This is a genomic window from Stenotrophomonas sp. STEN018, assembly GCF_056760235.1.
On sequence record NZ_JBRREK010000002.1, the window covers coordinates 121,966 to 144,421 of the forward strand.

At 59.4% G+C, this 22,456-nt stretch carries 19 protein-coding genes and 1 tRNA gene; 11 read left to right on the top strand and 9 right to left on the bottom strand.

The window, feature by feature from the left end; genetic code table 11:
* Positions 1-142: 142 nt before the first annotated feature.
* Together ACVOMB_RS01530 and ACVOMB_RS01535 are read right to left on the bottom strand one after the other, a co-directional pair.
* Positions 143-637, bottom strand: coding sequence for a JAB domain-containing protein (locus ACVOMB_RS01530; protein ID WP_303748448.1), 495 nt, complete (start codon positions 635-637; stop codon positions 143-145).
* On the bottom strand, positions 634-1,590 hold the full coding sequence (locus ACVOMB_RS01535; RefSeq protein WP_481529629.1) for a DUF932 domain-containing protein: 957 nt from the start codon (positions 1,588-1,590) through the stop codon (positions 634-636). The genes ACVOMB_RS01530 and ACVOMB_RS01535 overlap by 4 nt, the downstream gene beginning before the upstream one ends.
* 807 nt (positions 1,591-2,397) lie before the next feature.
* On the opposite strand from ACVOMB_RS01535, the gene ACVOMB_RS01540 reads away from it, so the two are divergent.
* The 6 genes from ACVOMB_RS01540 to ACVOMB_RS01565 all read left to right on the top strand — a co-directional run bounded on the left by ACVOMB_RS01540 (position 2,398) and on the right by ACVOMB_RS01565 (position 10,081).
* Positions 2,398-3,621, top strand: a complete 1,224-nt coding sequence (locus ACVOMB_RS01540) for an ABC-three component system protein (RefSeq protein ID WP_481529630.1) — start codon at positions 2,398-2,400, stop codon at positions 3,619-3,621.
* The gene (locus ACVOMB_RS01545; protein WP_481529631.1) at positions 3,618-4,142 is read left to right on the top strand and encodes a three component ABC system middle component; all 525 of its coding nucleotides are present in this window, start codon (positions 3,618-3,620) and stop codon (positions 4,140-4,142) included. The genes ACVOMB_RS01540 and ACVOMB_RS01545 overlap by 4 nt, the downstream gene beginning before the upstream one ends.
* Positions 4,139-6,103 carry a DUF3732 domain-containing protein gene (locus ACVOMB_RS01550; RefSeq protein ID WP_481529632.1) on the top strand — a complete coding sequence of 655 codons (1,965 nt, stop codon included), beginning with the start codon at positions 4,139-4,141 and terminating at the stop codon, positions 6,101-6,103. The genes ACVOMB_RS01545 and ACVOMB_RS01550 overlap by 4 nt, the downstream gene beginning before the upstream one ends.
* A gap of 17 nt (positions 6,104-6,120) precedes the next feature.
* A complete protein-coding gene (locus ACVOMB_RS01555; protein WP_481529633.1) occupies positions 6,121-7,671 on the top strand; it encodes a hypothetical protein in 1,551 nt (516 codons plus the stop codon).
* Between the two features lie 587 nt (positions 7,672-8,258).
* Positions 8,259-8,597: a hypothetical protein gene (locus ACVOMB_RS01560; RefSeq protein ID WP_481529634.1), complete on the top strand. Its 339-nt coding sequence runs from the start codon at positions 8,259-8,261 to the stop codon at positions 8,595-8,597.
* The gene (locus ACVOMB_RS01565; RefSeq protein ID WP_481529635.1) at positions 8,594-10,081 is read left to right on the top strand and encodes a hypothetical protein; all 1,488 of its coding nucleotides are present in this window, start codon (positions 8,594-8,596) and stop codon (positions 10,079-10,081) included. The genes ACVOMB_RS01560 and ACVOMB_RS01565 overlap by 4 nt, the downstream gene beginning before the upstream one ends.
* A 150-nt stretch (positions 10,082-10,231) precedes the next feature.
* On the opposite strand, the gene ACVOMB_RS01570 is transcribed toward ACVOMB_RS01565, so the two are convergent.
* From ACVOMB_RS01570 to ACVOMB_RS01590, 5 genes are all read right to left on the bottom strand, one after another.
* Positions 10,232-11,671 (bottom strand): UvrD-helicase domain-containing protein, encoded by a 1,440-nt coding sequence (locus tag ACVOMB_RS01570; protein ID WP_481529636.1) that lies wholly within the window; start codon positions 11,669-11,671, stop codon positions 10,232-10,234.
* Positions 11,664-13,370 (bottom strand): ATP-dependent nuclease, encoded by a 1,707-nt coding sequence (locus ACVOMB_RS01575; protein WP_449368399.1) that lies wholly within the window; start codon positions 13,368-13,370, stop codon positions 11,664-11,666. The genes ACVOMB_RS01570 and ACVOMB_RS01575 overlap by 8 nt, the downstream gene beginning before the upstream one ends.
* 373 nt (positions 13,371-13,743) lie before the next feature.
* The gene (locus ACVOMB_RS01580) at positions 13,744-13,971 is read right to left on the bottom strand and encodes a hypothetical protein (protein WP_481529637.1); all 228 of its coding nucleotides are present in this window, start codon (positions 13,969-13,971) and stop codon (positions 13,744-13,746) included.
* A 71-nt stretch (positions 13,972-14,042) separates the two neighbouring features.
* A complete protein-coding gene (locus ACVOMB_RS01585) occupies positions 14,043-15,221 on the bottom strand; it encodes a tyrosine-type recombinase/integrase (RefSeq protein WP_481529638.1) in 1,179 nt (392 codons plus the stop codon).
* 162 nt (positions 15,222-15,383) lie between these two features.
* Positions 15,384-15,460, bottom strand: a tRNA-Arg gene (locus ACVOMB_RS01590).
* A gap of 127 nt (positions 15,461-15,587) precedes the next feature.
* Between ACVOMB_RS01590 and ubiA the strand changes: the two genes are divergently transcribed.
* Entirely contained in the window at positions 15,588-16,481 is an 894-nt protein-coding gene (gene ubiA, locus ACVOMB_RS01595) for a 4-hydroxybenzoate octaprenyltransferase (protein WP_481529639.1), read from the top strand.
* 163 nt (positions 16,482-16,644) lie between these two features.
* Here ubiA and ACVOMB_RS01600 read toward each other — a convergent pair whose 3' ends face one another.
* Positions 16,645-17,226 (bottom strand): HdeD family acid-resistance protein, encoded by a 582-nt coding sequence (locus ACVOMB_RS01600; protein WP_481529640.1) that lies wholly within the window; start codon positions 17,224-17,226, stop codon positions 16,645-16,647.
* A 144-nt stretch (positions 17,227-17,370) separates the two neighbouring features.
* On the bottom strand, positions 17,371-18,072 hold the full coding sequence (locus ACVOMB_RS01605; RefSeq protein ID WP_481529641.1) for a ComF family protein: 702 nt from the start codon (positions 18,070-18,072) through the stop codon (positions 17,371-17,373).
* 73 nt (positions 18,073-18,145) lie between these two features.
* On the opposite strand from ACVOMB_RS01605, the gene bioB reads away from it, so the two are divergent.
* The 4 genes from bioB (at position 18,146) to bioC (ending at position 22,244) form a co-directional block, all read left to right on the top strand.
* Positions 18,146-19,174, top strand: coding sequence for a biotin synthase BioB (gene bioB / locus ACVOMB_RS01610; protein WP_481529642.1), 1,029 nt, complete (start codon positions 18,146-18,148; stop codon positions 19,172-19,174).
* 90 nt (positions 19,175-19,264) lie between these two features.
* Entirely contained in the window at positions 19,265-20,473 is a 1,209-nt protein-coding gene (bioF, locus tag ACVOMB_RS01615; protein WP_481529643.1) for an 8-amino-7-oxononanoate synthase, read from the top strand.
* A gap of 17 nt (positions 20,474-20,490) precedes the next feature.
* Positions 20,491-21,258, top strand: a complete 768-nt coding sequence (bioH, locus tag ACVOMB_RS01620) for a pimeloyl-ACP methyl ester esterase BioH (RefSeq protein ID WP_481529644.1) — start codon at positions 20,491-20,493, stop codon at positions 21,256-21,258.
* A gap of 98 nt (positions 21,259-21,356) precedes the next feature.
* The gene (gene bioC / locus ACVOMB_RS01625; protein WP_481529645.1) at positions 21,357-22,244 is read left to right on the top strand and encodes a malonyl-ACP O-methyltransferase BioC; all 888 of its coding nucleotides are present in this window, start codon (positions 21,357-21,359) and stop codon (positions 22,242-22,244) included.
* Positions 22,245-22,456: the final 212 nt, after the last annotated feature.

The window sequence follows — 22,456 nt, forward strand, 5'->3', positions numbered from 1 at the left end:
GCCAGTTTCCATCGGCAGCTGAGCGCTCTACCTCCCGGGCCTGCCGGTCTAAATCAGCTGCTTTGGCGCGAGCCATTGCCGCCCTGGTCGATGACCAGGACGTCTCCGTTTCCTTCATGCTGCTCTCCTAGGTATCCGGGCCTTAGATCTGCCCGAGCTGAGCCATTGAGGTGCCTTGGCTCGCCGACACCACAAGATGGTCGACGACCCTCACCTCCACCATCGCCAGTACTTCCTTCAATCGCCTGGTGATGGCTCGATCCGCTTCTGATGGCTCGCAATGCCCGCTCGGGTGGTTGTGAGCCAGTAGGACCGCTGCTGCGTTCAGGGCCAAGGCACGTTGGACGACAATCCGGGGATGGATCTCAGCACCATCTATCGAGCCTGAGAACAACCTTTCTACGGCGATCAGGCGGTTGCGGGCATCGAGGAACGCCACCTCGAAGTGCTCGCGGATCTCATGCCCTAGACGCAGGCGGAAGAACCTGCCGGCAACATCCGGATCTCCCAATAGGAGGCCACTGACCATTGCTCTTCTCTCTAGGATTTCCAATGCCTGGGAGAGGACGAAGCTGTCACGTTCGTTCAAGCCGCCAGGTAGCTCTTCCAGGCGCTGCTTCTGCAGCGAGACATTCATGCGGCTTCCCCTAGCAGTTCCCTCCAAGCCTTCTGCTTGAGCAATGCCCCTTGGCCGAACCAGGCCGCATCCAAGCGGTTCTCCGTACTCTGCGCCCGCCGATGATGGTCCACGAATTCGGTAATGCTGTTGAGCAAGCCAAACGCCGTGCCCTTGCTGGTCTTCAATCTAGCCCCCCTACCCTGTCCGTCATACAGCGCCCGCACCTTGGCTACAGCCTGCTCGTTCACGATGACTTTTCCATTCTGAGCCGCTGAATACGTGAGCAAATTTCGCAGCACGCCATCAACCGAATCAGGGTCCACTGGTGTCTCACAGAGGATGCGCATCCGCTCCACGAAGCCATGCCAGCCCTCAATAGCAATACCCAACTGGCTTTTGACCCTGTCAGCATCGAAGGCACTGCGGTGCGGGACCTTGATGGCTCCGGTTCGATCCCCAACAGCGATCTGCAGGGTGTTGTTACACACCACGCGAACTGAGGTGAACTGGGCGGTGGTAGCCAGCGTTCCATCACAGGCCGTAGCCAGAAGAAGATAGCCATTGACCTGATCCTGTCCCTTTAGGGCCACACCCTGCCCCGTACGGGCCAATGCCCAGAACTTCCGCCCGCCGCGAAGAACGCCTGCCGTTTCCAGCTCAAAGCCGCTGTACCGCGTCAGGTCGCGGTAGAACTCGAGGATCTCCCGCGGCTGGACGACTTGATAGCGCTTGGACACCACGGCCAACGGTCGCTTGGTGTCAGAGCGATAAAGCACCTTCTGCCCGGGGAACGCCCGCACCGGATACTGATCTTCAGCCTCGGCGGCGAATCGCACTTCGGCTTCCTCCAAGGACCAATTCATGCCGGCGCGCTCGCGCCATACTTCAATGGACTGCCCTGGAGCCAGCTGGCTTCCGATGCCATGCCATGGGACTTGGCCTGCATAGGCCATGGTTTCAACGTGATGCATCTCGGTCTCCTTTCATAGACGGCATAACGCACAAGGCCCGGACGATGCCGGGCCTTGTGGGTCTATCTGGATTGGGGGGTTAGTCGTAAGAGTCCCGACCGAACTGGTCGGGGCGGGTAAACGAACAACGGGCTACGGCCGACAAGATGGCCGCAGCCACGATGAAGACGCAGTAGAGGAACTCGGATTTATCTTTCATGCTTAGTACTCGAAGCGATACGCCGATGCGCGGCGCACACGCAAAGCAGGGGGATCCTGCTTCAGCGTAGTACTAAGGGTCTGAAATCAGTTCTAATCAAAGGGTGCAACGCAACCGCTCGACAGTTATGCCTGACATGGCAACCGACGGCTACCGGCCTGAAGCGGGCATCAGTTCGGTCGGTCGAATTTCCCGAGCAACTCTTTTTCGGATTCCAGTCGGACTCCAAACTCATCCAAATTGTGTCATCAGGTATGACTAGCAGTACTGCGCTTCGCCGCCCTTTGGATGAGCATGGCCAGCGCTTGCGTGACTCTAACAGGCATGGAACTAGAAGCCCCACGCCTGAGCCGGTGCCATCATAGTTGCAAGCCATGCCCCGCATTATAGAAGCAGGCCAGACGACCCATCATATCTATGGAATGCGGGGAGAGACATTGTCTCCCTGCGATTTGCTACCATCGCTGGCGACAGCCGAGTGGGGAGGTGACTGCGGCCATAGTCACAGGGGCAATGAAGCCACAACAGGACACGATGCGAAGGAAGAAGCATCCGCCCCTGCTATTCCGTCATACCTGCAAGCCGAGAATCAAGGAAAGGACTTGGGCATGGTTGAGTCATCTAGCGACAAGTACGCTGCCGGTGAGCAGGGGTTGGGATACATCTATCAAGGACGACTGGCCCTGCATCAGATGCTCCTGCTGCCGGAAGCCACCACCGTCCTCTTTGAAAAGGACGACGACGTAGACTTCGAAGACGGCGATGGCGGAAAGTCGCTCGCCTCGCTCAAGCACAAGGCTATCGGCGAACGCCTGACTGATCTATCCACGGACTTCTGGAAGTCCGTGCGTATCTGGCTTGCTAGGTACAAGCGAGATGGACGCGCCAAGTCAAATTTGAAGTTCTTCCTGTTCACGACCGATGAGGTCGCTGCAGGTTCGTTCCTTACAAGCTTCCTGGCTTGCAAGACTCCAGGTGTGGCCACCTTGAAGACGCCGCGAGAGCAAGCTGAAGAAGCTCTTGCCAAGTCGAAGTCAGAACTTATCGGGAAGATCGAAAAGGAGTTCAACGAGCTTAGCGATGTCGAAAAGAATGACTTTCTTGCGCGCATCCTGATCCTCGACCGCAGTCCACGAATTGATGACATTCCAACGTTGATCAAGGAAGGGCCGTCCATGCGAATCATCCGTCCCCCGCATAGGAGCGCCGTGTTTGAGCGGCTGGAAGGGTGGTGGAATGAACAGGTCATCCTGCTGCTGACCGGCGCAAGGACGGAGGCTGTAGTCGGTGCCGAGATCTCAGAAAAGCTGTTTTCCCTGTCCGAGGAGTACAGATCCGACAATCTCCCCATCACCTTCGCGGGCAAGATGCCCGAGGAGGACATAGACATCGATGGCGACTCGCGACAATTCGTGCGGCAGCTGAAGGAGATTGGCATCTCGCGAGACCGAATCTACAGCGCCATCCTCGACTTCTATCGCGCATTCGCGCAGCGCTCCGAATGGGCACGTGAACACCTTCTTGTGTCCGGTGAGATCGAAGGCTACGAGGATAGGCTTGTCGATGAGTGGAGGCGTTTCAAGGACGTGGTCTTCGAGGAGCTGGACGAGCACAGTGCGGAAGACGCGCTGAAGCGTGCGGGGAAAGAGCTGTACAAATGGGCGGACCTTGAGAGCGGAAAGATTCAATCACTGCGTATCCGAGAGCGCGTCACCGAACCCTACGTCACGCGTGGCAACTACCACATCCTGGCCAATGCGCCTGAACCAAGAGTCTATTGGCACCCGCGATTCCTTAGCCGCGTAGGTAAGGCACTGGAGGTGACCGCATGAATGCCCAAGTACAAGGTACCATTCAGATCAAGCCCTGGGACGAGCGTCCCTTCGAGATCAGGAACCTCTTCAATCCAGCGTTCTGCGGTCTGATTCTTTTCCGCGCTCTTCAGGGCTTTGAAGAGAATGATGACCGGGGCATGCCCTATTCGTTGACGCTGCTTATCCTTCCCCTGTGCCTACACAAATACTCGCGCGAATCCTTGGCCGCAGGGGCACGTGGCTACTTGCTCAAGGTGGCTGAAAAGAATCCCCAGGTACACGTCGGCTTCGCGGAGAGGGCGACCGCCATGCTTCCTTATGCCTTGGAAGCATTCGGCCTAATGATGGAGCGAGGCTGCATCACTGTCTCCGATGACGGCAGGATCCGCACTGTGGACAAGACACTGCGAAAGACTGTCGACACCAAGGGAACCGCGGAGACCATTGCCTCTCAGCGCGTAGCACGGTTCGTGGGCAAGGAGTTCGCAACCATCGCCGACCGCGTAACCATCTACACGACTTTCGGAATCCGTCCATGAAGATCAAGTCCATCCATATCTACAGCCACGACGGGCAGCGCCGCGACCTGGAATTCAAGGTAAATGGCCTCAATGTCATCACCGGCAGGTCCTCCACCGGCAAGTCCGCCCTGTCGGAGATCGTGGAGTACTGCATGGGAAGGTCGACCTTCAATGTTCCGGAAGGCATCATCCGAGACAAGGTTGCGTGGTTCGCCGTGATCTACCATTTTGATCGAGAGCAGGTGCTTGTAGCCAAGCCCACGCCGCGCGGTGGCGGTGCGAGCTGCAGTACGGCAATGGTGCGCCTGGGGAGCGACCTTAAGGCTCCCGCATTTGAGGAGCTGAGCGAAAACACCGATGATGAGGCAGTTGTAGACCTCCTGTCTCGCCTACTGGGTATTCCGACCAACCAGACCGATGTCCCGATTGATCAAAGTCGTGACAGCTTTGAGGCGAACGTAAAACATACGTTCTACTACCTATTCCAGAAGCAAGGATTGGTAGCTAACAAGGATCAGCTCTTCTACCGACAGAACGAGCAGTTCCAGCCCCAAGCGATCCGCGACACTCTTCCAATACTCTTGGGTATCTCATCCAACGATCGTTATGAACTCGAAGCGAAGTTGCGTGTCGTGCAGCGCGAGCTAAGGCTCAATGCGAAACTGCTGGAGCAGGCAAGAGAGGCTATCAACACCTCTCACGAGCGAGCCATCAGCCTCTACTCAGAAGCTAAGGCGGTGGGGGTGCTCAGTGACAACATCGAGGGAGCCGACGCTGATCGGCTGATCGAAATCCTCAAGAGCGCGCTCCGGTGGAAGCCTGAGCAGGCTTCCGAGGATGACGGAAGCAGAACTTCTGCACTGGAACAAGAAATCGAGGCGCTCCGGAAGGATCGGGATGACGTTCAGAGCCGAATCGATGCGGCCCGTCGTTTCGCGAAGCGTGCGAGTGGTTACGAGACTGAAGCTGCCGAACAGCGCGATCGTCTGTCCTCCATCAAGGCATTGCCGAGGAATCCCGCGACTGGAGAGTGGCAGTGGCCCTTCAGCGAGCGGAATCTGGCGCTTGAATCACCGGTTGCGAAGGTGCTCCTCAAGGAGCTTGAGTCCCTCGATGCTGAACTTTTGATCGCTACTGGTCAGCGTCCCAAGCTCGATGCCTACCAAAAGGGGCTGGACGAGGAGCTGAGAGGGGTTGCAGGTTCGATCAGGGAGAAGGAAGCCGAGCTTGCCGGAGCCATCGCGGCAAATGAAATGATAGCGACGATGGGCACGCGTAACGCGGCAGCGGCACGGGTAGTGGGTCGCGTAAGCCTGTTTCTGGAGAACCTCACTCCGGACGATGAACTCGCGAGGCTCCAAGCTGAGCAGCGCCGCCTCAGGTCGACGATTGAGGCCCTGCAAGAGAGCATTGGTGCCGATGATAGTAGTGATCGACTTAGCTCGATCCTCAACATCATCTCAAGCCAAGTTTCGCAGTACATCCGCAAGTTCGACGCGGAGTTCTGCGAGTTTCCGGCCCGGTTTGACCTGATGAACCTCACTGTCGTGATTGATCGGCCAGAGCGGCCGGTGCCGATGAGTAGGACCGGCGGCGGTGAGAATCATCTGGCATATCACCTGTCGGCGCTACTTGCCTTGCATCTGTTTGCGGCCAAGAACAATCGACCCATCCCGCGCTTCTTGTTGATCGACCAGCCGACGCAAGTCTACTTTCCTTCCGAACAGGTCTACGAGCAGGCGGACGGTTCTATCCAGAGGACGGAAGCTGACGCCGACATGGTGGCGGTGCGGCGCCTGTTCGATCTGCTCTATAAATTCACGCGAGAGGATGCACCAGGGTTCCAGCTGATCGTTACTGAGCACGCGAATCTACGAGACCAGTGGTTCCAGGATGCGCTCGTGGAGAATCCTTGGGTCAAACCACCGGCACTGGTCCCAGAGGATTGGCCGCAGCAGAGAAGGCTGAGTTCCTCATAAGCCGTAGTTCGGGGACGATGAAGGAAGTTGAGCTGGGGATTGAGGAAGGTATGGATACTACATTTCAGGAACTGTCCGGCGCTGACGCCGAGGAACTCCTTGTAAGTCAGATCGACCAGCATGCGGGTGGAATCCGACGCGTCTTGGCTTCTTTTGAGGTCGGCAGCGCAACATCTGCGTGGATAGAGACTTGGCGTGGCATTGAGGAGTTCATCAACATCCCGATGTTCGGGCTCGAAGTTGAAAACCTCGTCTACCAGCTGGGAGCGATTAGGCTCGATGACCCCAACTGGCTTTTGGCGCATCGCCTCCAGATTAGGACAATGCTGCTAACGGAACTTGCTCCGCCTGTTGTTGATCGATACCTCCGTACGTTGACCATGATTGCCGTCGTTGGCGATGGCATTCGCAAGCGGGGATTTCCGTGCGGAGAGAAACTCCGCAGTGTCGATGGGGCGCTTGATTATCTTCAATCCCGTCGCCGTCAGATGTTAGCGTTCCTGTATTGCATGCCCAGCTACTGCAAGGGTGCGCAGAGGGTGCAGCCGTTAGATGCGTTGAATCAGTTTCTCCCCATCGTCGAGATGAGTTGTGTCGGGCTGACCACTCTGTATCGCAAACTACTTCTCGCGAAGATGCACGATGACTTTGTGCTGACGGCAGGACCCACCATGTGTCATGGAAACTACTCCTTCGACACGCTCGATGAGATTTACCTGGAGCCCGACAGGCTGTCCATGACCGAGGTGCAACGCGACAAGATCGACTCTGGCAAACTTCAGGGTCGCCTTTCCGTTCCCAAGGGTCAGATCTTCTCCGCAGCGGAGTTATGTAATGACCTCATGACAATGGAGGCCATGTACGCCGAGTTTGCGTTAGGAACGACGGAGTTCAGCCCAATGGCCAGGTTCATCGTCGCGTGCAGCGAGCGTGCTCAGGACAACTATCACATCCGGATCAGCCAGTCTGAGCTCAACTCCCTCATGAGTCTTTGTGCGCTTTCGACAACCGCGCGGCGAGAGCTCGTGTACGCAGGTGACAGCTTCGAAGAGGCCGTAAACTCGTTCGCTCCCTTCATTATCGTGGGCGGAAATGCAGTAACCACGGTGACCTTGCTTTCGAGGTTTGCGTTGAAGTGGGCGACCGTCTGCCTCAACCGAGTCAAGCGCTTTCAGATACGCGCTGGCTTCAACTTCGAGACGCTGGTGAGGAATGCATTGGCCGATCAGGACTTCAATATTCAGCAGGTCAAGCGGATTCAGTGCCAGGAGTTCGATGTGATCGCACTCAAGGATGGCATCATCTACAACGTACAATGCAAGAACAATCTTCTAGATCTGGCTCGCATGGAGCAGAATCAGAAGCTGTTCCTACGCTACAACAGGAGCTTGGATAGATCCTACGCCAAAGCCCTAGAGAAGGATGAGGCCCGTCAACATCTCCTCTTGGACAAGTTTGGCCTAAGCTCCGTGAAGCACGTCGTGGTCAGCAAGTTCCCCTTGGCAACCAAGAACCCTCGCGTCATGGCATATCGCGAGATCAATGAGTTCGGTGCGCGATTTGCCTAGTTGCGCGCAGTGGGCTTCATGCCTGTAAGCCGCCCAGCGAGATGGTGGCTGAAACCCCCTATACAAGGAGAAGCCCCAGCCGCAGCGGGACAAGGCTATCGGGACCGGAACCTTCGGTGCCATGACCTTGAACCCGCTCCAGCACGTGAAGTCATTTGGCATTGATAGGTGCTGACGGCAGCTGCCGACCCGAAGCGGAGGTCCAGCACGTCGATCACGAGCGACTCATCCTGGCCGCAGGGCGTCATGCGACCCGTAACAGCCATTCGAGATGAGACATGCTCGAAGGGCTTCGCTTATGTTGCCCCGCTTGCATATTTGCGATGCACCCCCACGGATCATGGTTAGCTCATAGGCGCCAAATTAGTACTGGGCGGGACGAAGCATGCATCGGCCATTGAAAGCGCTATGGCGTCTTTCCGACTAGTATTTGATTTACGGCCCCCGTCAGGGGGCAACCTACGACCCAGGGGAACGCATTGGCTCTTCGACACAGCTACGTCTACCACGTCCTGAAATTCGTCAGGAACGGACAGGCCCGAACGGCTCGCGACCTGCTCCGACTGCTTGAGGTGGAGCGCGAGAACATGCGGTCGAAGGAAGGGAAGAACTTAGTAGGCCCAGAGAGACTTGAGCAAATGGAAGAAGTGCTCGCCGGCCTCGCGGAAATCGGCGTGCTGTCAATTGGGAGCGACGGTCGCATCTTGCCTGACAACGATTTGCCCTCGCCAAGCTTTGACGGTGGTGGCGATGAAGGTGGTACACCTGGAGGACCCACCGGACCGCAGTCCGGTGACGGCGGCGGGGCGGGATTGTCCGAGATCCTTGGGCACAGCGTACTGTTCTGCCTATCCGATGACGCGCAGGATGCCTTACTTGACGCTGCATTCAGCGCCGGACTTCCGGAAGAAGGAGCTCACGGATGATCAGTGTCTCAGCGCTACCGCTGTTGGCCTACAAGGTCGGACCGAACCTCTTTGACCTGTCGAGCAATTTGCATCACGTCAGCATGCGCGATCAGATCCATCGCGCCGTGGCGCTTGCGGAAGCACTTGTGGCGGGCAACCAATTCCAGCCCGGCCAACAGGCGCTGATCGTCGGTGCCGGGGTTGCTGGCGTCGTGGCGGGCATGGTGCTTGCGCGCCACCGTGTGGAGGTCCAAATCGTCGATGCTTCGGTAGATGCGCCTTTCCGGTTGCAGCGCGGTGTTGCCACGCGATACGTGGGTCCGTACATGTACGAATGGCCACTGGCAGTACATGGCTGCCAAGAAATGCCTCCGCCAGTGAATGAGGCGCTGTTTCCTTGGGCTGCTGGCAAACCGACGGCGTTGCCATTCAGCACCAGCTTCCCGGCCAATCCAGATGATCTTGTCAAGGATTGGGAGCCGATCCTCAAGCAGGCCATCGCCAATTCGGGCGGCCGACTTAGGCTACAGGTAGGGATCAACAGCCTCGCAACCAATCGAGACGTCAAGCATTGGCTCGAAACCGAACGGTGTATCGCGGAAAAGCGACATCCACGCAAGCACACGCGTGCGGTCACCATTTATGGCGGCACTCCTTGGGGTGGAAGCCATAAGCCATACACCCCGCTGATACCACGTTTCGTGCTACTGGCTGCGGGCATGGGAGCGGAGAACAACATCGTCACTGACAGCAGCGGTAACGTCTTGCTGCAGGGAAACGCCTTCTGGGCGAATGACGACATTCGAAAACCTTATTGTGGCCTGTCCTCACCGCCGCGAGTGGTAGTGATCGGCGGTGGCGATGGTGGCCTGCAAGATGCGCTTCGAGCGGCGACGATTGACGACCATCCTCTCGCCACTTGGGATCGGCTCTTGGCCAAGGACACGAACAAGGTATTGCCCGAGGCGCTGGCTGATATCCAAGCCATGGAGGCACAGCATGGGCTCAACGCTATCTGGACGGCGACGGATCCTTTCCGTAACCAGGAGCTACCCATCCTCGACGCCGCCTATCAAAAACTGGCCACATCGCTCGCGGGAGATCAGTACGTCAAGCTGGCTGTGCTTTCCAGCTTGCGCAAGGACGTGAGCAGCGTGCACCTGTGCATCAAGGATGCGTGCTTTTCCAAGGCTTATGCGCTCAACCGCTTCCTGGTGCACCTGCTAGAGCAATGCACGAAGAAGGCAGTCGGTGCGGGCGTATCCCCTTTTCTGGAGGTAACCCGGAACGTGACGCTCACTTCCGCGCAGAATAACAGTGCCATGCAGACGCTGACTTTTTCGAATGGCATGACATTGCATGCCGAGATCGTGATCGTGCGATTCGGGCCGGATCGTAGCGCTCTTCCGGCACAGTGGCTCGGGCTTACCACCAAGGACACAGTAAATCGGCAAGAGCTAGCCGCCGTGCCCCTGCCTCTATACCTGCCACCAAGTTGTTGAAAGACCGCTTTTGGCCGGATGCTGTCGTTCAAATCAGCAAAAACCAATGACTGCTGAGATATACCCAGAGCAGTCATTGCGCTGAGGCTTCTGCAGAATTCTGAGCATGACCTAACGCTACCTTGGGTTATCTAGGAAAACTTAGCCGATTCACCATACCGGCAGGTACCGCTTCTCGCCAATTATCGTCAGGGTCTTGGCGCCACGGGTTATTGCAACATACAGATCCTTCGCGTCCAGAGTGTCTGCATCGAGAATGACTGCATGGTCATACTCAAGCCCTTTCACCAGTAACGTTGTACCGATGAGCTTACGGTGGCTGATGGGCCTTCCCGTGCGCCTCATTTCACGTTGGTACAGGTTTGCCGCGTCAACCAGTGTCGCACCGCCACCGTCAATGTGAATCTTCAGAACGTTGAGAAAGCGATACAGCAGGTCACGACGGTAGGCTGACGTTTTAGGGTTGTCCTTTAACGCCAAGAAGAATGCTCTAAGGTGAGCACTTGTTGGGCTGTTCAGATAGGCATTGGCAGCATGAAGGACCAACGGGTACTTGGTGACTTTGCTCTGCTTTGCGACCTCACCTTTCTTCGTCCCGGCCGTCAAAATGTCCCCTATACCAGTGAAGCACTTCTTGGAAAAAGCCAAAGCTAGGAGGAAGCCCTGCTGGGTTGTTTGGGCTGCAACAAGCTTCTTGATGAACGAGTGAAGATCCTTGCCCTCAACCTCTTCAATGGAAGAAAACTTTCCACCCATGGTTCTTGCTAACAGATGGGTCTTGTTCTTGGACTGCTGATCGCCACCATGCAGAGCAATCACACTATCGTGATTCCCAAGTAAGTCCATGAGAGAGGAGTACTGCTTTGACGCCAGGAATTCTGGGGGCGTATGGGCACGTTTCACACATGCAGGCAGGCCATTTGAAAGATCGATCTTTTGACCCTTTTCCAGGGCCTCTCTCGCCTTCTTGAGCCAATCCCCAAGCTTCGGGTCACCTGTTGTCTTCCAGCGCCACGGAGTATCTAGCTGACCGAGGCAGGTAAACGTCGGATAGACACTTACCGTCCAATCAACGGGTTTGCCTTCGTCACCACCAAAGTCGAAGATGGCCTGCATCGGATCGCCCAAGATTCGGCAGGGCATGAACTCAGCAAAGACACAGACAAGGCCATGCTGCATATCCGAGCAGTCCTGGTACTCATCCACGTAGACGCCGGCGTAGGTGGCAGCGACGACGCGGCGAAGGAACTGCTTCCCCAGTAGCCCAGAACAGCACTCGTAGAGCTTCTTCCACTGCTTGCTTGTGGGGTGCTCTACCTTCCAACCGGAATTCTTCGGATAGGCCAAACAGAGCCGCAGCGACCAGCTCGCAATCGTGTCAATCTGGTACTTGGAAGACGGCACGCCAAGAGCCGTCATCTTGGCCTTGATGGAGTTCACACCCGCGAAGGTGTGGGTCAAGATCAGTTGCTTCTTGCTGGCAGCTTTCACTGCCATGGCAATGAGGTGCGTCTTGCCGTAGCCGGCCGGCGCGATCACATACCCCTTGGTAGTGAAGTCGTTGAGCTTGAGGGCCAATTCCTCAGACATGCTCTGCCCAAGTCCAAAGCGCCCCCAGTTTGACTGCCAAGTCCCTCCTTGAGAATGCGGCGTCGTTGAACGCAGGGCTCACGACTTTGAACCACTGATCGCCCCGCGTGGTGTCTTTGAACCAGCCGCCCTTCTTAGCTGCAACCCCAATCACGGTCCGCAGCTTCGCACCATCAGCCCACTTAGCGATGTCCTGGTCAAGCGCCTCTTGAAACTTGGAGCGCACCTGATCATAGACAGCAAAGCCCAACTCATCTTGAGCAAGCCTCAAGCTGAACAGTACGCTGTCCCAAGGCAAATCTTGGAGTGCTCGTTCTTCCAAGGAGAGCTTGTCGCTCCACATGTGGACCGAGACACCCAATTTCACAAGCGCGGCAGCGTCCGCCATAGAGAACTGATCTTCAGCGTCTGCATCTGCAAGCACTGAAACATCATAGCCGAGCGACTTGAACGCCTTTGCTAAGCCCTTGATCTTGCTGGCACCCTTCGCGTCCAGAAGGGCAACGCCGTGATAGGACAGAGGGTCCTTGCCCTTGCCGACTTGGTGATCGTCAAATCCTCGCACGAATCCAACTTCGGTAGCGCCCTCACAGACCACCACCTTTTTCGCCAAGAACGCTTCAGTGCTGGACCGAATCTTTCCTTGCACTTCAAGCTGTTCCAGACCGTCCTTCGCTGCGGAAGTGATCTGCACTACCCCACCCTTGCTATGCACTACGTATAGCTCTTTGACAGTCAGTTCTCGCAGGACCGTGGGCGAGTGCGTGGTGAGGAAGTATTGACCTCGCTTGTCCTCTCGGACGTGCTTGATAAGACGGGTGATTCTGTGCGGCTCCAAGCCAAACTCCACCTCGTCAAACAACGTGATGTGGCCCTCTTCCAAACCCATCTTTTGAATACCGCACAGCAGCATTCGCCGAGACCCCAGACCTAGTTGACGAAGAGGGATGTCACCGTCATGGAGCGCTAACCCACCAACTTTCAGGTTGATAGAAGCCAGATCGAGGTGAGCCTTGTAGGCGTCTGACACCGGCACCCCCAACAGCTTCGCAATCTCCTGCGATTTCTCAGCCGCAGTATCGAAGTTCTTGAGGGTGACAGGCCGATTGGCATCCAAGGAGGCTCTGGCCGTGCGAGAGGCAGTTGCCAGCAGCTCGTTCAGACTCTGTGCCTCAGTGAGCTTTGCCAACGCCGTGCCTGTAGCCCACGAAAGCTGCTTCTCGCTGTAGGCACCGATGAGACCAACGCTAACCTTGTTCCTGTCGCCCTGCTTGAACGGAACACCGTCAGGGTGTCGATCACAGACAACCACCCACTTGGGCTCAAGATCCTTGTCGACCGTCAGCCGCACGGTCAAGACACCCTCCAAGTGATCTTCAGGCTCGTCAGTGAGTTTGAGCGTCGCTGAATCCCAGCCACGGAGGTACAGACCGTACTTGTCCAACGAGCAGAACGCTTCGGTTAAGGCCCCGATGGTGACTTCAATGACGATTGAGTCGGCGACCTTGCACTGGTGAAAATCAGAGTCGCTGAGGGTCAGGTTCCACTGGGGATGGAAGGCATATCTGATGGCCTCCAAGATCGTGGACTTGGAAGAATCACCTTTACCAATCAGGCAGAAGATGTCGGCATTGGGGAGGCTCCAGTCAAGTTCTTTCACTCCTCGAAAGTTCTGGATTTTTACTTTTCTGATCTTCACCGAGCAAGGTCCTCCAGAACATCACCTATGAACTGGGCTACTCCCGATCAATGCTTCCCCAAGCACAGCACGGAACGTCTCTTCGCCCTATGCCCCATCATAGATACATCTCGTCACGCCGAGTATCCGCAGGGGGAATGCAAGCGAATTCTACTGATTTTTGAAGAGCGAGCGGCAAAATCTTTGGTGCTAGCGGAATGACCGAAGTGCGACCGATAGCGGGCGCTGACGCAAGACTACAGGCTGACTGCAATCTCTGCGCAGCAGACATTGGCCACCGAGCCACGAATGGCCGCAACGGGTCGCATGAAGTCGTAGGAGCAGGAGAAGATGCTCACAGCGCTTCAACAGGGCGTATCGAGAAACAGACACATCAATTGGTGATGCCAGATGGAACAGCTGAAACCGCAAGGAGACCTTGCGAGCCATCCTGGAAGGTATGTTCAACACAGAGCACACTATCACCATGATTGAATTCCCAAACCTCGTCCAGACCCTGCCACTCATCAATGATTTCAAACACGTGATCGGAAACTCGCTTAGCATCCACCGGGCGGAACACTTCGACGCCTTCATTGACTAACCGAACAAAAACAATCATCTAAAAACTCCGGCAGACCGCTGTTCGAATTGCGCCACGCGGCAACGCGACATTGGGCACAAGGCAATCTTTTAAGCTCGCAGCTTGTCCAAATAGTCTGCCCATTCCTGCATCATCTTGCGACGCTCACCCAAGTGAGCAGTGCGGTTGTAGGCGCGTCCATTGGGGTCACGAACCGCATGAGCAAGCTGATGCTCGATGTAGTCGGGACGGAACCCTAATACCTCATCAAGAATAGTCCGCGCCATTGCACGGAACCCATGCCCCGTCATGGTTTTTGAGTCAAACCCCATCCGGCGTATGGCCGCATTTATCGTGTTCTCGCTCATCGGACGTCCTTTCCCATGAAGGCTCGGGAAAACGTACTGGCCCCGGCCGGAGAGAGGGCGCAGCTCAGTGAGAACTTCAATTGCTTGCTTGGACAACGGAACAATGTGCGGTGTGTCGGTCTTGGTAGCGACATAGCGCCACTCCGCCGCATCAAGGTCAATATCAGCCCAGCGTGCGCTACGCAGCTCGCCTGGGCGGGGAAATAGCAACGGCGAGAGCTTCAACGCGGCGGTTACTATGGCACTACCTTCGTAACCCCAAATGGCACGTAGAAGCGGCGCAACCGCGGATGGCTCCGTCAAGCTGGCGAAGTGCTTCGTTTGAGGCGCTTCCAACGCGCCGATCAGGTCAACAGCAGGATTTCGCTCTGCCCTGCCTGTAGCGATGGCGTACCGGAAAACCATTCCTGCAATACCACGCGCTCGATGCGCCGTCTCCACCGCCCCCCTCTTCTCCATCTTTCGCAGCACTGCAAGCAGTTCGACAGCGGAAATCTCATTGATCGGCCTATCACCAATGTAAGGATTGAGATCCTTCTCAATGATCCTTCCGTTCCTTACAGCCGTGGATTTAGCGTTCTTCTTGGCTCGCATAGCAAGAAGCTCCAACGCGATCGCCCCAAAGCTGTTCTCAGAGCCTCCGCTGCGAACCAGCTTTTCGAGCTTCCGCTGCTCACCAGGGTCAATGCCGTTAGCCAAAGTCTTTCGCGCCGCCATGTGCTTCTCACGGGCTTCAGCCAAGCTCACCTCCGGGTATGAACCTAAGGCCAGCCGCTTTTCCTTTCCAGCAACGCGATACTTCCACCGCCAAAGCTTGCCACCCGCTGGGGTGACCTCAAGGTAGAGCCCTCCCCCATCGAAGAGTCGCTGGGGTTTCTCAACAGGCTTGGCTTTACGTACTTGGATGTCAGTCAGGGCCATTGGGGGCATGTCCGCATTTCGGGGGTCTGGATGCCCCCGAACTTGCCCCCGGATGCCCCGGATTGCAATAGATGCCCCCGGACCTGACTGGACCACGGACAAAGAAAAACCCCAGATTTCTCCGGGGTTTTGGACATCCTGAAACATGCTCGGACTTCAATCTGGCGCGCCCGGAGGGATTCGAACCCCCGACCAATGGCTTCGGAAGCCACTACTCTATCCGGCTGAGCTACGGGCGCATTGTGCTCCGACCGGCTGAGCCGGGCGGACGCGCATTCTAACGGCAAAAGTGGCCGCAGGTCTGCCCCCACCCATGGATCGCTGCAGTTGGGCTGGAAAAACCGGCCCAGCTGGTAACCTTTACGCATGAGCCGTCTCCCAACTACACCGTCCACCGCAGCTGGCACTTCGCGGTTCGGGCACTACTGGAAATTGATGCGCGCCGACCGCCCGATCGGTACCTTGCTGCTGCTGTGGCCCACCTGGTGGGCACTGTGGCTGGCTGCCGATGGCCTGCCGCCGCTGTGGATACTGTTCGTGTTCAGCGCCGGCGTCTGGCTGACCCGCTCGGCCGGCTGCGTCATCAATGACTACGCCGACCGCTGGCTGGACCCGCACGTCAAGCGCACCAAGGACCGTCCGCTGGCCACCGGCGCAATCTCCGGCCGCGCGGCGCTGATGCTGTTCGCCGGCTTGATGCTGGTCGCGTTCGCGCTGGTGTTGACCCTGAACGCTTTGACCATCGGGCTGAGCTTCATCGGCGTGTTCCTGGCCGCCAGCTATCCCTACCTGAAGCGCTACACACATCTGCCGCAGGTGTATCTGGGCATGGCCTTTGGCTGGGGCATCCCGATGGCCTTCGCCGCCATCCAGGGCGAGGTCCCGCCGCTGGGCTGGGTGCTGTACGCCGCCAACATTCTCTGGTCCACCGCCTATGACACCTGGTACGCCATGGTCGACCGCGACGATGACCTGAAGGTCGGCTCGCATTCCACCGCCATCCTGTTCGGCGATCTGGACCTGGTCATCCAGGGCATCCTGTATGCGCTGTTCTTCGCCGCGATGGCGCTGGTCGGGCAGCGCGCGGGGTTGGGCTGGGCATATTGGGCCGGCATCGGCGTGGCGATGGCTTTGGTGGTGTATGAGTTCTGGCTGTGCCGTGATCGCGAGCGAGAGCCTTGCTTCAAGGCCTTTCTGCACAACAATTGGGTTGGTGCGGTGTTGTTTGCCGGCATTGTCGCCAGCCAGTATCTGGATTGAAACGAAACGGCCCGCAATGCGGGCCGTTTCGTTGTTGCCGTGCCGTTATCCCTTTGTAGGAGCGGCGTAAGCCGCGAAGCCCACAATGTCGGATGGCACAGCCCTCTCTAGATCTGATGGGCTATCTGCTTCGCGGCTTACGCCGCTCCTACAAAATGCGACGTCACATCGCGCCGATGGACTTGCCCAGCGAACGCAGGCGGAACGCTGCAACTATCTGCAGCACGCCGTAGATCAAGGCCAGCACGCCGATCCACAGCGAAGTCACCGCCAGGCCGGCAATCGGGTTGAGTGCGAACATCACGCCCAATGCCACTGCCAACAGGCCGCTGACAATCAGCATCCACTCGCCGCTGATCTGCTTGCGCACGCGGATGGCGAACACGATGCGGTAGATGCCGCCAACCACCAGCCATGCAGCCAGGAACAGCAGCAGCACGCTCGCCGTTGCCAGCGGATTGATCACCGCCAACACGCCAAAGGCAATCGATGCCAGCGCATAGAACAGCGCCCAGCCACGCGATACCGGTGCCGAGCCATTGAAGGCCGAAATCAGCACCACCACGCCTTCAACAATGGCCATGATGCCCAGCCACCACGCCAGAACGGCGGCGGTACGCACCGGTGCCATCACCGCCAGCACGCCGAATATCACTGCAAACAGGCCGAACAGCAGCAGCACCCACCAGTTGCGCGTCAATGTGCCAAACAGCGATCCAGCAGGAAATCCCGGGGAAGCACCCATGTCTGTCTCCTCATGTTGAACAGGTGTAAAGGCCTCTCCAAGCCAGTCTAGGCCCATAGCTGTAGTAATGACATGTAGAGATGACACCCGAGATTTCAAGCCAGCTGCGGCGCAAGCCCAAGCTTGCAATCACACAGGCGGCAATCACGGCACCCGCGCGCATACCCAGGCATCCACCCGTTGCACACCGGCGCGGTGCAGGGTGAGCGCCGCCGCATGCAAGGTGGCGCCGGTGGTCATCACGTCATCGAGCAGCACCACATGCGCCGGCAACTGCCCCACTGCGATGAAAGCCCCTCGCAGATTGCGTTTGCGTTCTACCGCATCCAGCTCCGATTGCGGCTGGGTTGAACGCCGCCGGTGCAAGCCCCGGCACAGTGGCAGCTGCAGCGCGCGCGCCACCGGCTTGGCCAGCTCCCAGGCCTGGTCATAGCCGCGCTGACGCAGCCGCGACAGATGCAGCGGCACCGGCACGATCGCCTGCGGGCGCTCGGCGTCGCGCACCGCATCCAGCAACAGGGCCGACAACAGCCGCCCGGCGCTGAGGTCATGGTGAAATTTGAACCGCAGTAGCAAGCCGTCAACCGGCGCGCTATACGTAAAGGCCGCCAGCGTCGACTGCAGGGGCGAGCTCGAGCGCTGGCAGGCACCGCACAACCCATTCGCATCAGCACCCGGCAAGGGCAAGGCGCAGCGCCAACAAGCGGCCTGCTGCCACGGCAATCCAGCACTGCAGGCCAGGCACAGATCCCGCCCCGGCAAGCCATCCTCGCCGCATACCAGGCAGCGCGGCGGGAACAGCAGCGCCGACAGCTGGCCCCCTATCCTGTAAACCAGACCTTTCATTAGATAGTTGACAGCAATGTGTATGCTGACCAGACTGCGCCGCTTCCATCGCCCCATCTGTCAGGTAACACCGATGTCCACCGTCATCCGCCACGACTGGAAGCGCGAAGAGCTGCTGTCCCTGCTCGAACTGCCCTTCCCCGAGCTGCTGCATCGCGCAGCCAGCGTGCATCGCCAGCACTTCGACCCGGCGCAGGTACAGGTTTCCACCCTGCTCTCGGTCAAGACCGGCGGTTGCCCGGAAGACTGCGCCTACTGCCCGCAGGCACAGCGCTACGACACCGGCGTGGACGCGCAGAAGCTGATGGACACCGACAGCGTGGTGGCCCGTGCCCGCGCCGCCAAGCAGGCCGGCGCCTCGCGCTTCTGCATGGGTGCGGCCTGGCGCTCGCCCAAGGACCGTGACATCCCCAAGGTCGCGGCGATGATCCGCGAGGTGAAGTCGCTGGGTCTGGAGACCTGCGCCACCCTGGGCATGCTCGAAGGCCACCAGGCGCAGGCGCTGAAGGACGCCGGGCTGGACTACTACAACCACAATCTGGACACCGCGCCGGATTATTACGACTCCATCATCCACACCCGCCAGTACCAGGACCGTCTGGATACGTTGGAACACGTGCGCAACGCCGGCATGAAGACCTGCTGCGGCGGCATCGTCGGCATGGGCGAGACCCGCGAACACCGCGCCGGCCTGCTGCAGGCGCTGGCCAACCTGCCGGCGCACCCGGACTCGGTGCCGATCAACCGCCTGGTGCAGGTCGCCGGTACTCCCCTGCATGGCAGCGCCGAGCTGGACCCGTTCGAGTTCGTACGCATGATCGCGGTGGCCCGCATCGTGATGCCGCGTTCGATGGTGCGGCTGTCGGCTGGCCGCGAGAGCATGAGCGACGAGCTGCAGGCACTGTGCTTCCTGGCCGGCGCCAACTCCATCTTCTACGGCGAAAAGCTGCTGACCACCGGCAACCCGGACACCGAGCGCGACCAGGCCCTGTTCGCCCGCCTCGGCATCAGCCCGATGCAGGTGAATGTGGACGCCGACGACCACGACCACCCCGGCACGGTGCACCTGGATATCGCCCCGGTCTGCGCCCGCAGCGCCTGATCCGGGTGGCGCCCCGCCCCCGGGGCGCCGCTTGGGCATTCTTACAGGCAACCGGGTACGCTAGCCGCCCGCTTGACCATGAACCTTGCCATGGCACGTCCTGATATCCACGACCGCATCAACGCCCAGCGCAAGCTGCGGCTTGCCCAAGGCCGCATCCGCACCCGACGCAGCATCAGCCGTCGCGATGGCGTGCGACTGGAGCTGGACGGCCGCTGGTTGACCGGCTTCTGCAGCAACGACTACCTCGGCCTGTCGCAACAGTTCGAGGTGATCGCCGCACTGCAGGACGCCGCTGGCCGCGAAGGCGCCGGCAGCACCGCCTCGCACCTGGTCTGTGGCCACCACAGCCTGCACGAGCAGCTGGAACGCGAAATGGCCGACTGGCTCGGCTATCCACGCGCCCTGCTGTTCGACAGCGGCTTCATGGCCAACCTGGCCGTGCAGCAGGCCTTGCTAAGCGAAGAAACCGATATCTGCGTGCAGGACCGGCTCAACCACGCCAGCCTGCTCGATGCCAGCCGCCTGGCCGGCTGCCGCCTGCGCCGCTATCCGCATCTGGACAGCGAAGGCGCCATGCGCCAGCTCAAAAACGCCGGCGACGGCGCCGCCATGCTGGTCACCGACGGTATCTTCAGCATGGATGGCGATATCGCCCCGCTGCGCTCGCTGGCACTGGTGGCACGCATGCAGGAGGCGCTTTTCTATGTGGACGACGCCCACGGCATCGGCGTGATCGGCGAACACGGCCGTGGCTGCGTGGCCGATGCCGGGCTGGGCGTGAATGAAGTTCCGCTGCAGCTGCTGACACTGAGCAAGGCACTCGGCGGCCACGGCGCGGTGGTGGTTGGCGAGGATGCGCTGATCCAGCATCTGGCCGAAACCGCACGTCCTTACATCTACACCACCGCCCTGCCGCCGGCGCAAGCTGCCGCCTCGCTGGCCGCGGTGAAGCTGGCGCGCCGGGACCATTGGCGCCGCGACAAGCTCACCGAACTGATCGCCAGCTTCCGTGAGGGCGCACGCCGCAATGGGCTGGAACTGATGGCCTCGGAAACCCCGATCCAGCCGCTGCTGTGCGGCGACGAAGCCACGGTGATGGCCTTGTCGGCGACGCTGGAGCAATCCGGCTTCCTGGTCAGCGCGATCCGTCCGCCGACCGTGCCCGAGGGCAAGGCGCGCCTGCGCGTGACCATGTCGGCGCTGCATACGGTGGAGCAGGTCAAAGCATTGGTCGACGCCATCGCCAAGGCCCGCGATGTGGTGCTATACCAGAAGTCCCTGAACACTGTTGCCTGAGAACCGGTTGTAACGCCATGCATATCCACGTCACCGGCAGCGGACCGGCATTGGTCCTGATCCACGGCTGGGCACTGCATGGCGGCATCTTCGCGCCACTGGTGGAACGGCTGGCGCCGCACTTCGAACTGCATGTGGTCGACCTGCCCGGGCATGGCCACAGCCGCGATGACGCCACGCCCTTGCGCCTGCCGTATCTGGTCAACGCCATCGCCAATGCCACCCCGGCGGCGGTGTGGTGCGGCTGGTCGCTGGGCGGGCTGGTTGCCTTGCACGGCGCGGCCACGCTGCCGCAGGTACGCGGGCTGGCAATGCTGGCGGCCACCCCGCGCTTCGTCCGCGATGCGGATTGGCCCGATGCGGTGGAGCCGGCGGTGTTCGAGCAGTTCGGCCGCGATCTGGAACAGGATTACCGCGGCACCCTGGAGCGTTTCCTGGCCCTGGACGTGATGGGCTCGCAGCACGCCCGCAGCGAACTGCGCACCCTGCGCGATGCGCTGGTGGAGCGCGGCGAACCGGCCCCACGCGCCCTGCACGAAGGTCTGGCCCTGCTGGAGCGCAGCGACCTGCGCGGCAGCCTGCCCAGCCTGCACAAGCCCGGCCTGTGGATAGGCGGGCAGCGCGACCGGCTGGTGCCGTCCAAGGCCCTGCATCAGGCCGCAGCACTGGCGCCCGCAGGCCTGCACAGCGCCCACACGATTGAAGGCGGCGGCCACGCGCCGTTCCTTGGCCATGCCGATCACGTTGCCGGGCTGCTGCAACAGTTTGTTGCTGGCTGCGCGTGAGCGGTTACGCGGCCATTCGCGCTGGCTGGCCGATGATGTCGCTGGCCGCCTGAGCACCGCACGCTCCCCATCCTGAATTACGAAACCGAATCACCGCCATGTCTTCTCTGTTCGATCCCAAACACGTCCGCCGCGCCTTCTCGCGCGCCGCCAGCAGCTACCGCGCCGCCGCCGTGCTGCAGCAGGAAGTCGCCAAGCGCCTGCTGGAGTCACTGGACTATCTGGAAGACCGGCAACCACAGGTGGTGTTGGACGTAGGCAGCGGCCCGGCCCATGCCACCGCGGCGATGAAGAAGCGCTGGCCCAAGGCGCAGGTGATCGCGCTGGACCTGGCCCTGCCGATGCTGGCCGAAGCCAAGAAGCAAGCCGGCTGGTGGCGCCCGTTCTCGCGCGTCTGCGCCGACGCCCGCGCACTGCCGCTGGCCGACAACAGCGTGGACGTGATCTACAGCAACCTGTGCCTGCAGTGGCTGGAAGACCTGCCAGCAGTATTTGCCGGCTTCCGCCGCGTGCTCAAGCCCAACGGCCTGCTGGTCTGTTCGACCTTTGCCCACGACACGCTGGTGGAACTGCGCCAGGCCTTTGCGCAGGCCGATGACACCTCGCATGTGAGCCACTTCGTACAGATCGCCCAGTTCGGCGATGCCTTGATGATGGCCGGCTTCCGCGATCCGGTACTGGACCGCGACATGTTCACCCTGACCTATGACGACCTGCCGACGCTGATGCGCGAGCTCAAGGCGATTGGCGCTACCAACGCCATGCACAACCGCCGTCATACGCTGACGGGCCGCAGCCGTTTTGCGGCAGCACGCGATGCCTACGAGCCAATGCGACGCGCTGACGGCAAACTGCCGAGCAGCTGGGAAGTTGTGTACGCGCATGCCTGGGCACCAGCACCGGGCGCACCGATTCGTGAGCAGGGCCAGGATGTGGCGAGCGTGCCGCTGTCGGCGATTCCTATTCGACGGAAGACGCAGGAATAGGGATTAGTGACAGGGGCAGATGCTGCTCCGTAGTGCCGAGCCATGCTCGGCAGGGGCCTTGCAGACGATCCAGCGGACAGTGCATCAGCTTCGCGGCTCACGCCGCTCCCACAAGGGCAAATGCAAATCCGTAGTGCCGAGCCATGCTCGGCAGGGGCCTTGCAGACAATCCAGCGGACAGTGCATCAGCTTCGCGGCTTACGCCGCTCCTA

Excerpts from the sequence above, each read along its gene's own strand:
- ACVOMB_RS01530 (WP_303748448.1), bottom strand. The coding sequence starts at position 637 with ATGAATGTCTCGCTGCAGAAGCAGCGCCTGGAAGAGCTACCTGGCGGC.
- ACVOMB_RS01585 (WP_481529638.1), bottom strand. The coding sequence starts at position 15,221 with ATGGCCCTGACTGACATCCAAGTACGTAAAGCCAAGCCTGTTGAGAAA.
- ACVOMB_RS01555 (WP_481529633.1), top strand. The coding sequence starts at position 6,121 with ATGAAGGAAGTTGAGCTGGGGATTGAGGAAGGTATGGATACTACATTT.
- bioB (WP_481529642.1), top strand. The coding sequence starts at position 18,146 with ATGTCCACCGTCATCCGCCACGACTGGAAGCGCGAAGAGCTGCTGTCC.
- ACVOMB_RS01545 (WP_481529631.1), top strand. The coding sequence starts at position 3,618 with ATGAATGCCCAAGTACAAGGTACCATTCAGATCAAGCCCTGGGACGAG.
- ACVOMB_RS01580 (WP_481529637.1), bottom strand. The coding sequence starts at position 13,971 with ATGATTGTTTTTGTTCGGTTAGTCAATGAAGGCGTCGAAGTGTTCCGC.
- ACVOMB_RS01570 (WP_481529636.1), bottom strand. The coding sequence starts at position 11,671 with ATGTCTGAGGAATTGGCCCTCAAGCTCAACGACTTCACTACCAAGGGG.
- ACVOMB_RS01605 (WP_481529641.1), bottom strand. The coding sequence starts at position 18,072 with ATGAAAGGTCTGGTTTACAGGATAGGGGGCCAGCTGTCGGCGCTGCTG.
- ACVOMB_RS01550 (WP_481529632.1), top strand. The coding sequence starts at position 4,139 with ATGAAGATCAAGTCCATCCATATCTACAGCCACGACGGGCAGCGCCGC.
- ACVOMB_RS01540 (WP_481529630.1), top strand. The coding sequence starts at position 2,398 with ATGGTTGAGTCATCTAGCGACAAGTACGCTGCCGGTGAGCAGGGGTTG.
- ACVOMB_RS01535 (WP_481529629.1), bottom strand. The coding sequence starts at position 1,590 with ATGCATCACGTTGAAACCATGGCCTATGCAGGCCAAGTCCCATGGCAT.
- ubiA (WP_481529639.1), top strand. The coding sequence starts at position 15,588 with ATGAGCCGTCTCCCAACTACACCGTCCACCGCAGCTGGCACTTCGCGG.
- ACVOMB_RS01600 (WP_481529640.1), bottom strand. The coding sequence starts at position 17,226 with ATGGGTGCTTCCCCGGGATTTCCTGCTGGATCGCTGTTTGGCACATTG.
- ACVOMB_RS01565 (WP_481529635.1), top strand. The coding sequence starts at position 8,594 with ATGATCAGTGTCTCAGCGCTACCGCTGTTGGCCTACAAGGTCGGACCG.
- ACVOMB_RS01560 (WP_481529634.1), top strand. The coding sequence starts at position 8,259 with ATGCGGTCGAAGGAAGGGAAGAACTTAGTAGGCCCAGAGAGACTTGAG.
- bioC (WP_481529645.1), top strand. The coding sequence starts at position 21,357 with ATGTCTTCTCTGTTCGATCCCAAACACGTCCGCCGCGCCTTCTCGCGC.
- bioF (WP_481529643.1), top strand. The coding sequence starts at position 19,265 with ATGGCACGTCCTGATATCCACGACCGCATCAACGCCCAGCGCAAGCTG.
- bioH (WP_481529644.1), top strand. The coding sequence starts at position 20,491 with ATGCATATCCACGTCACCGGCAGCGGACCGGCATTGGTCCTGATCCAC.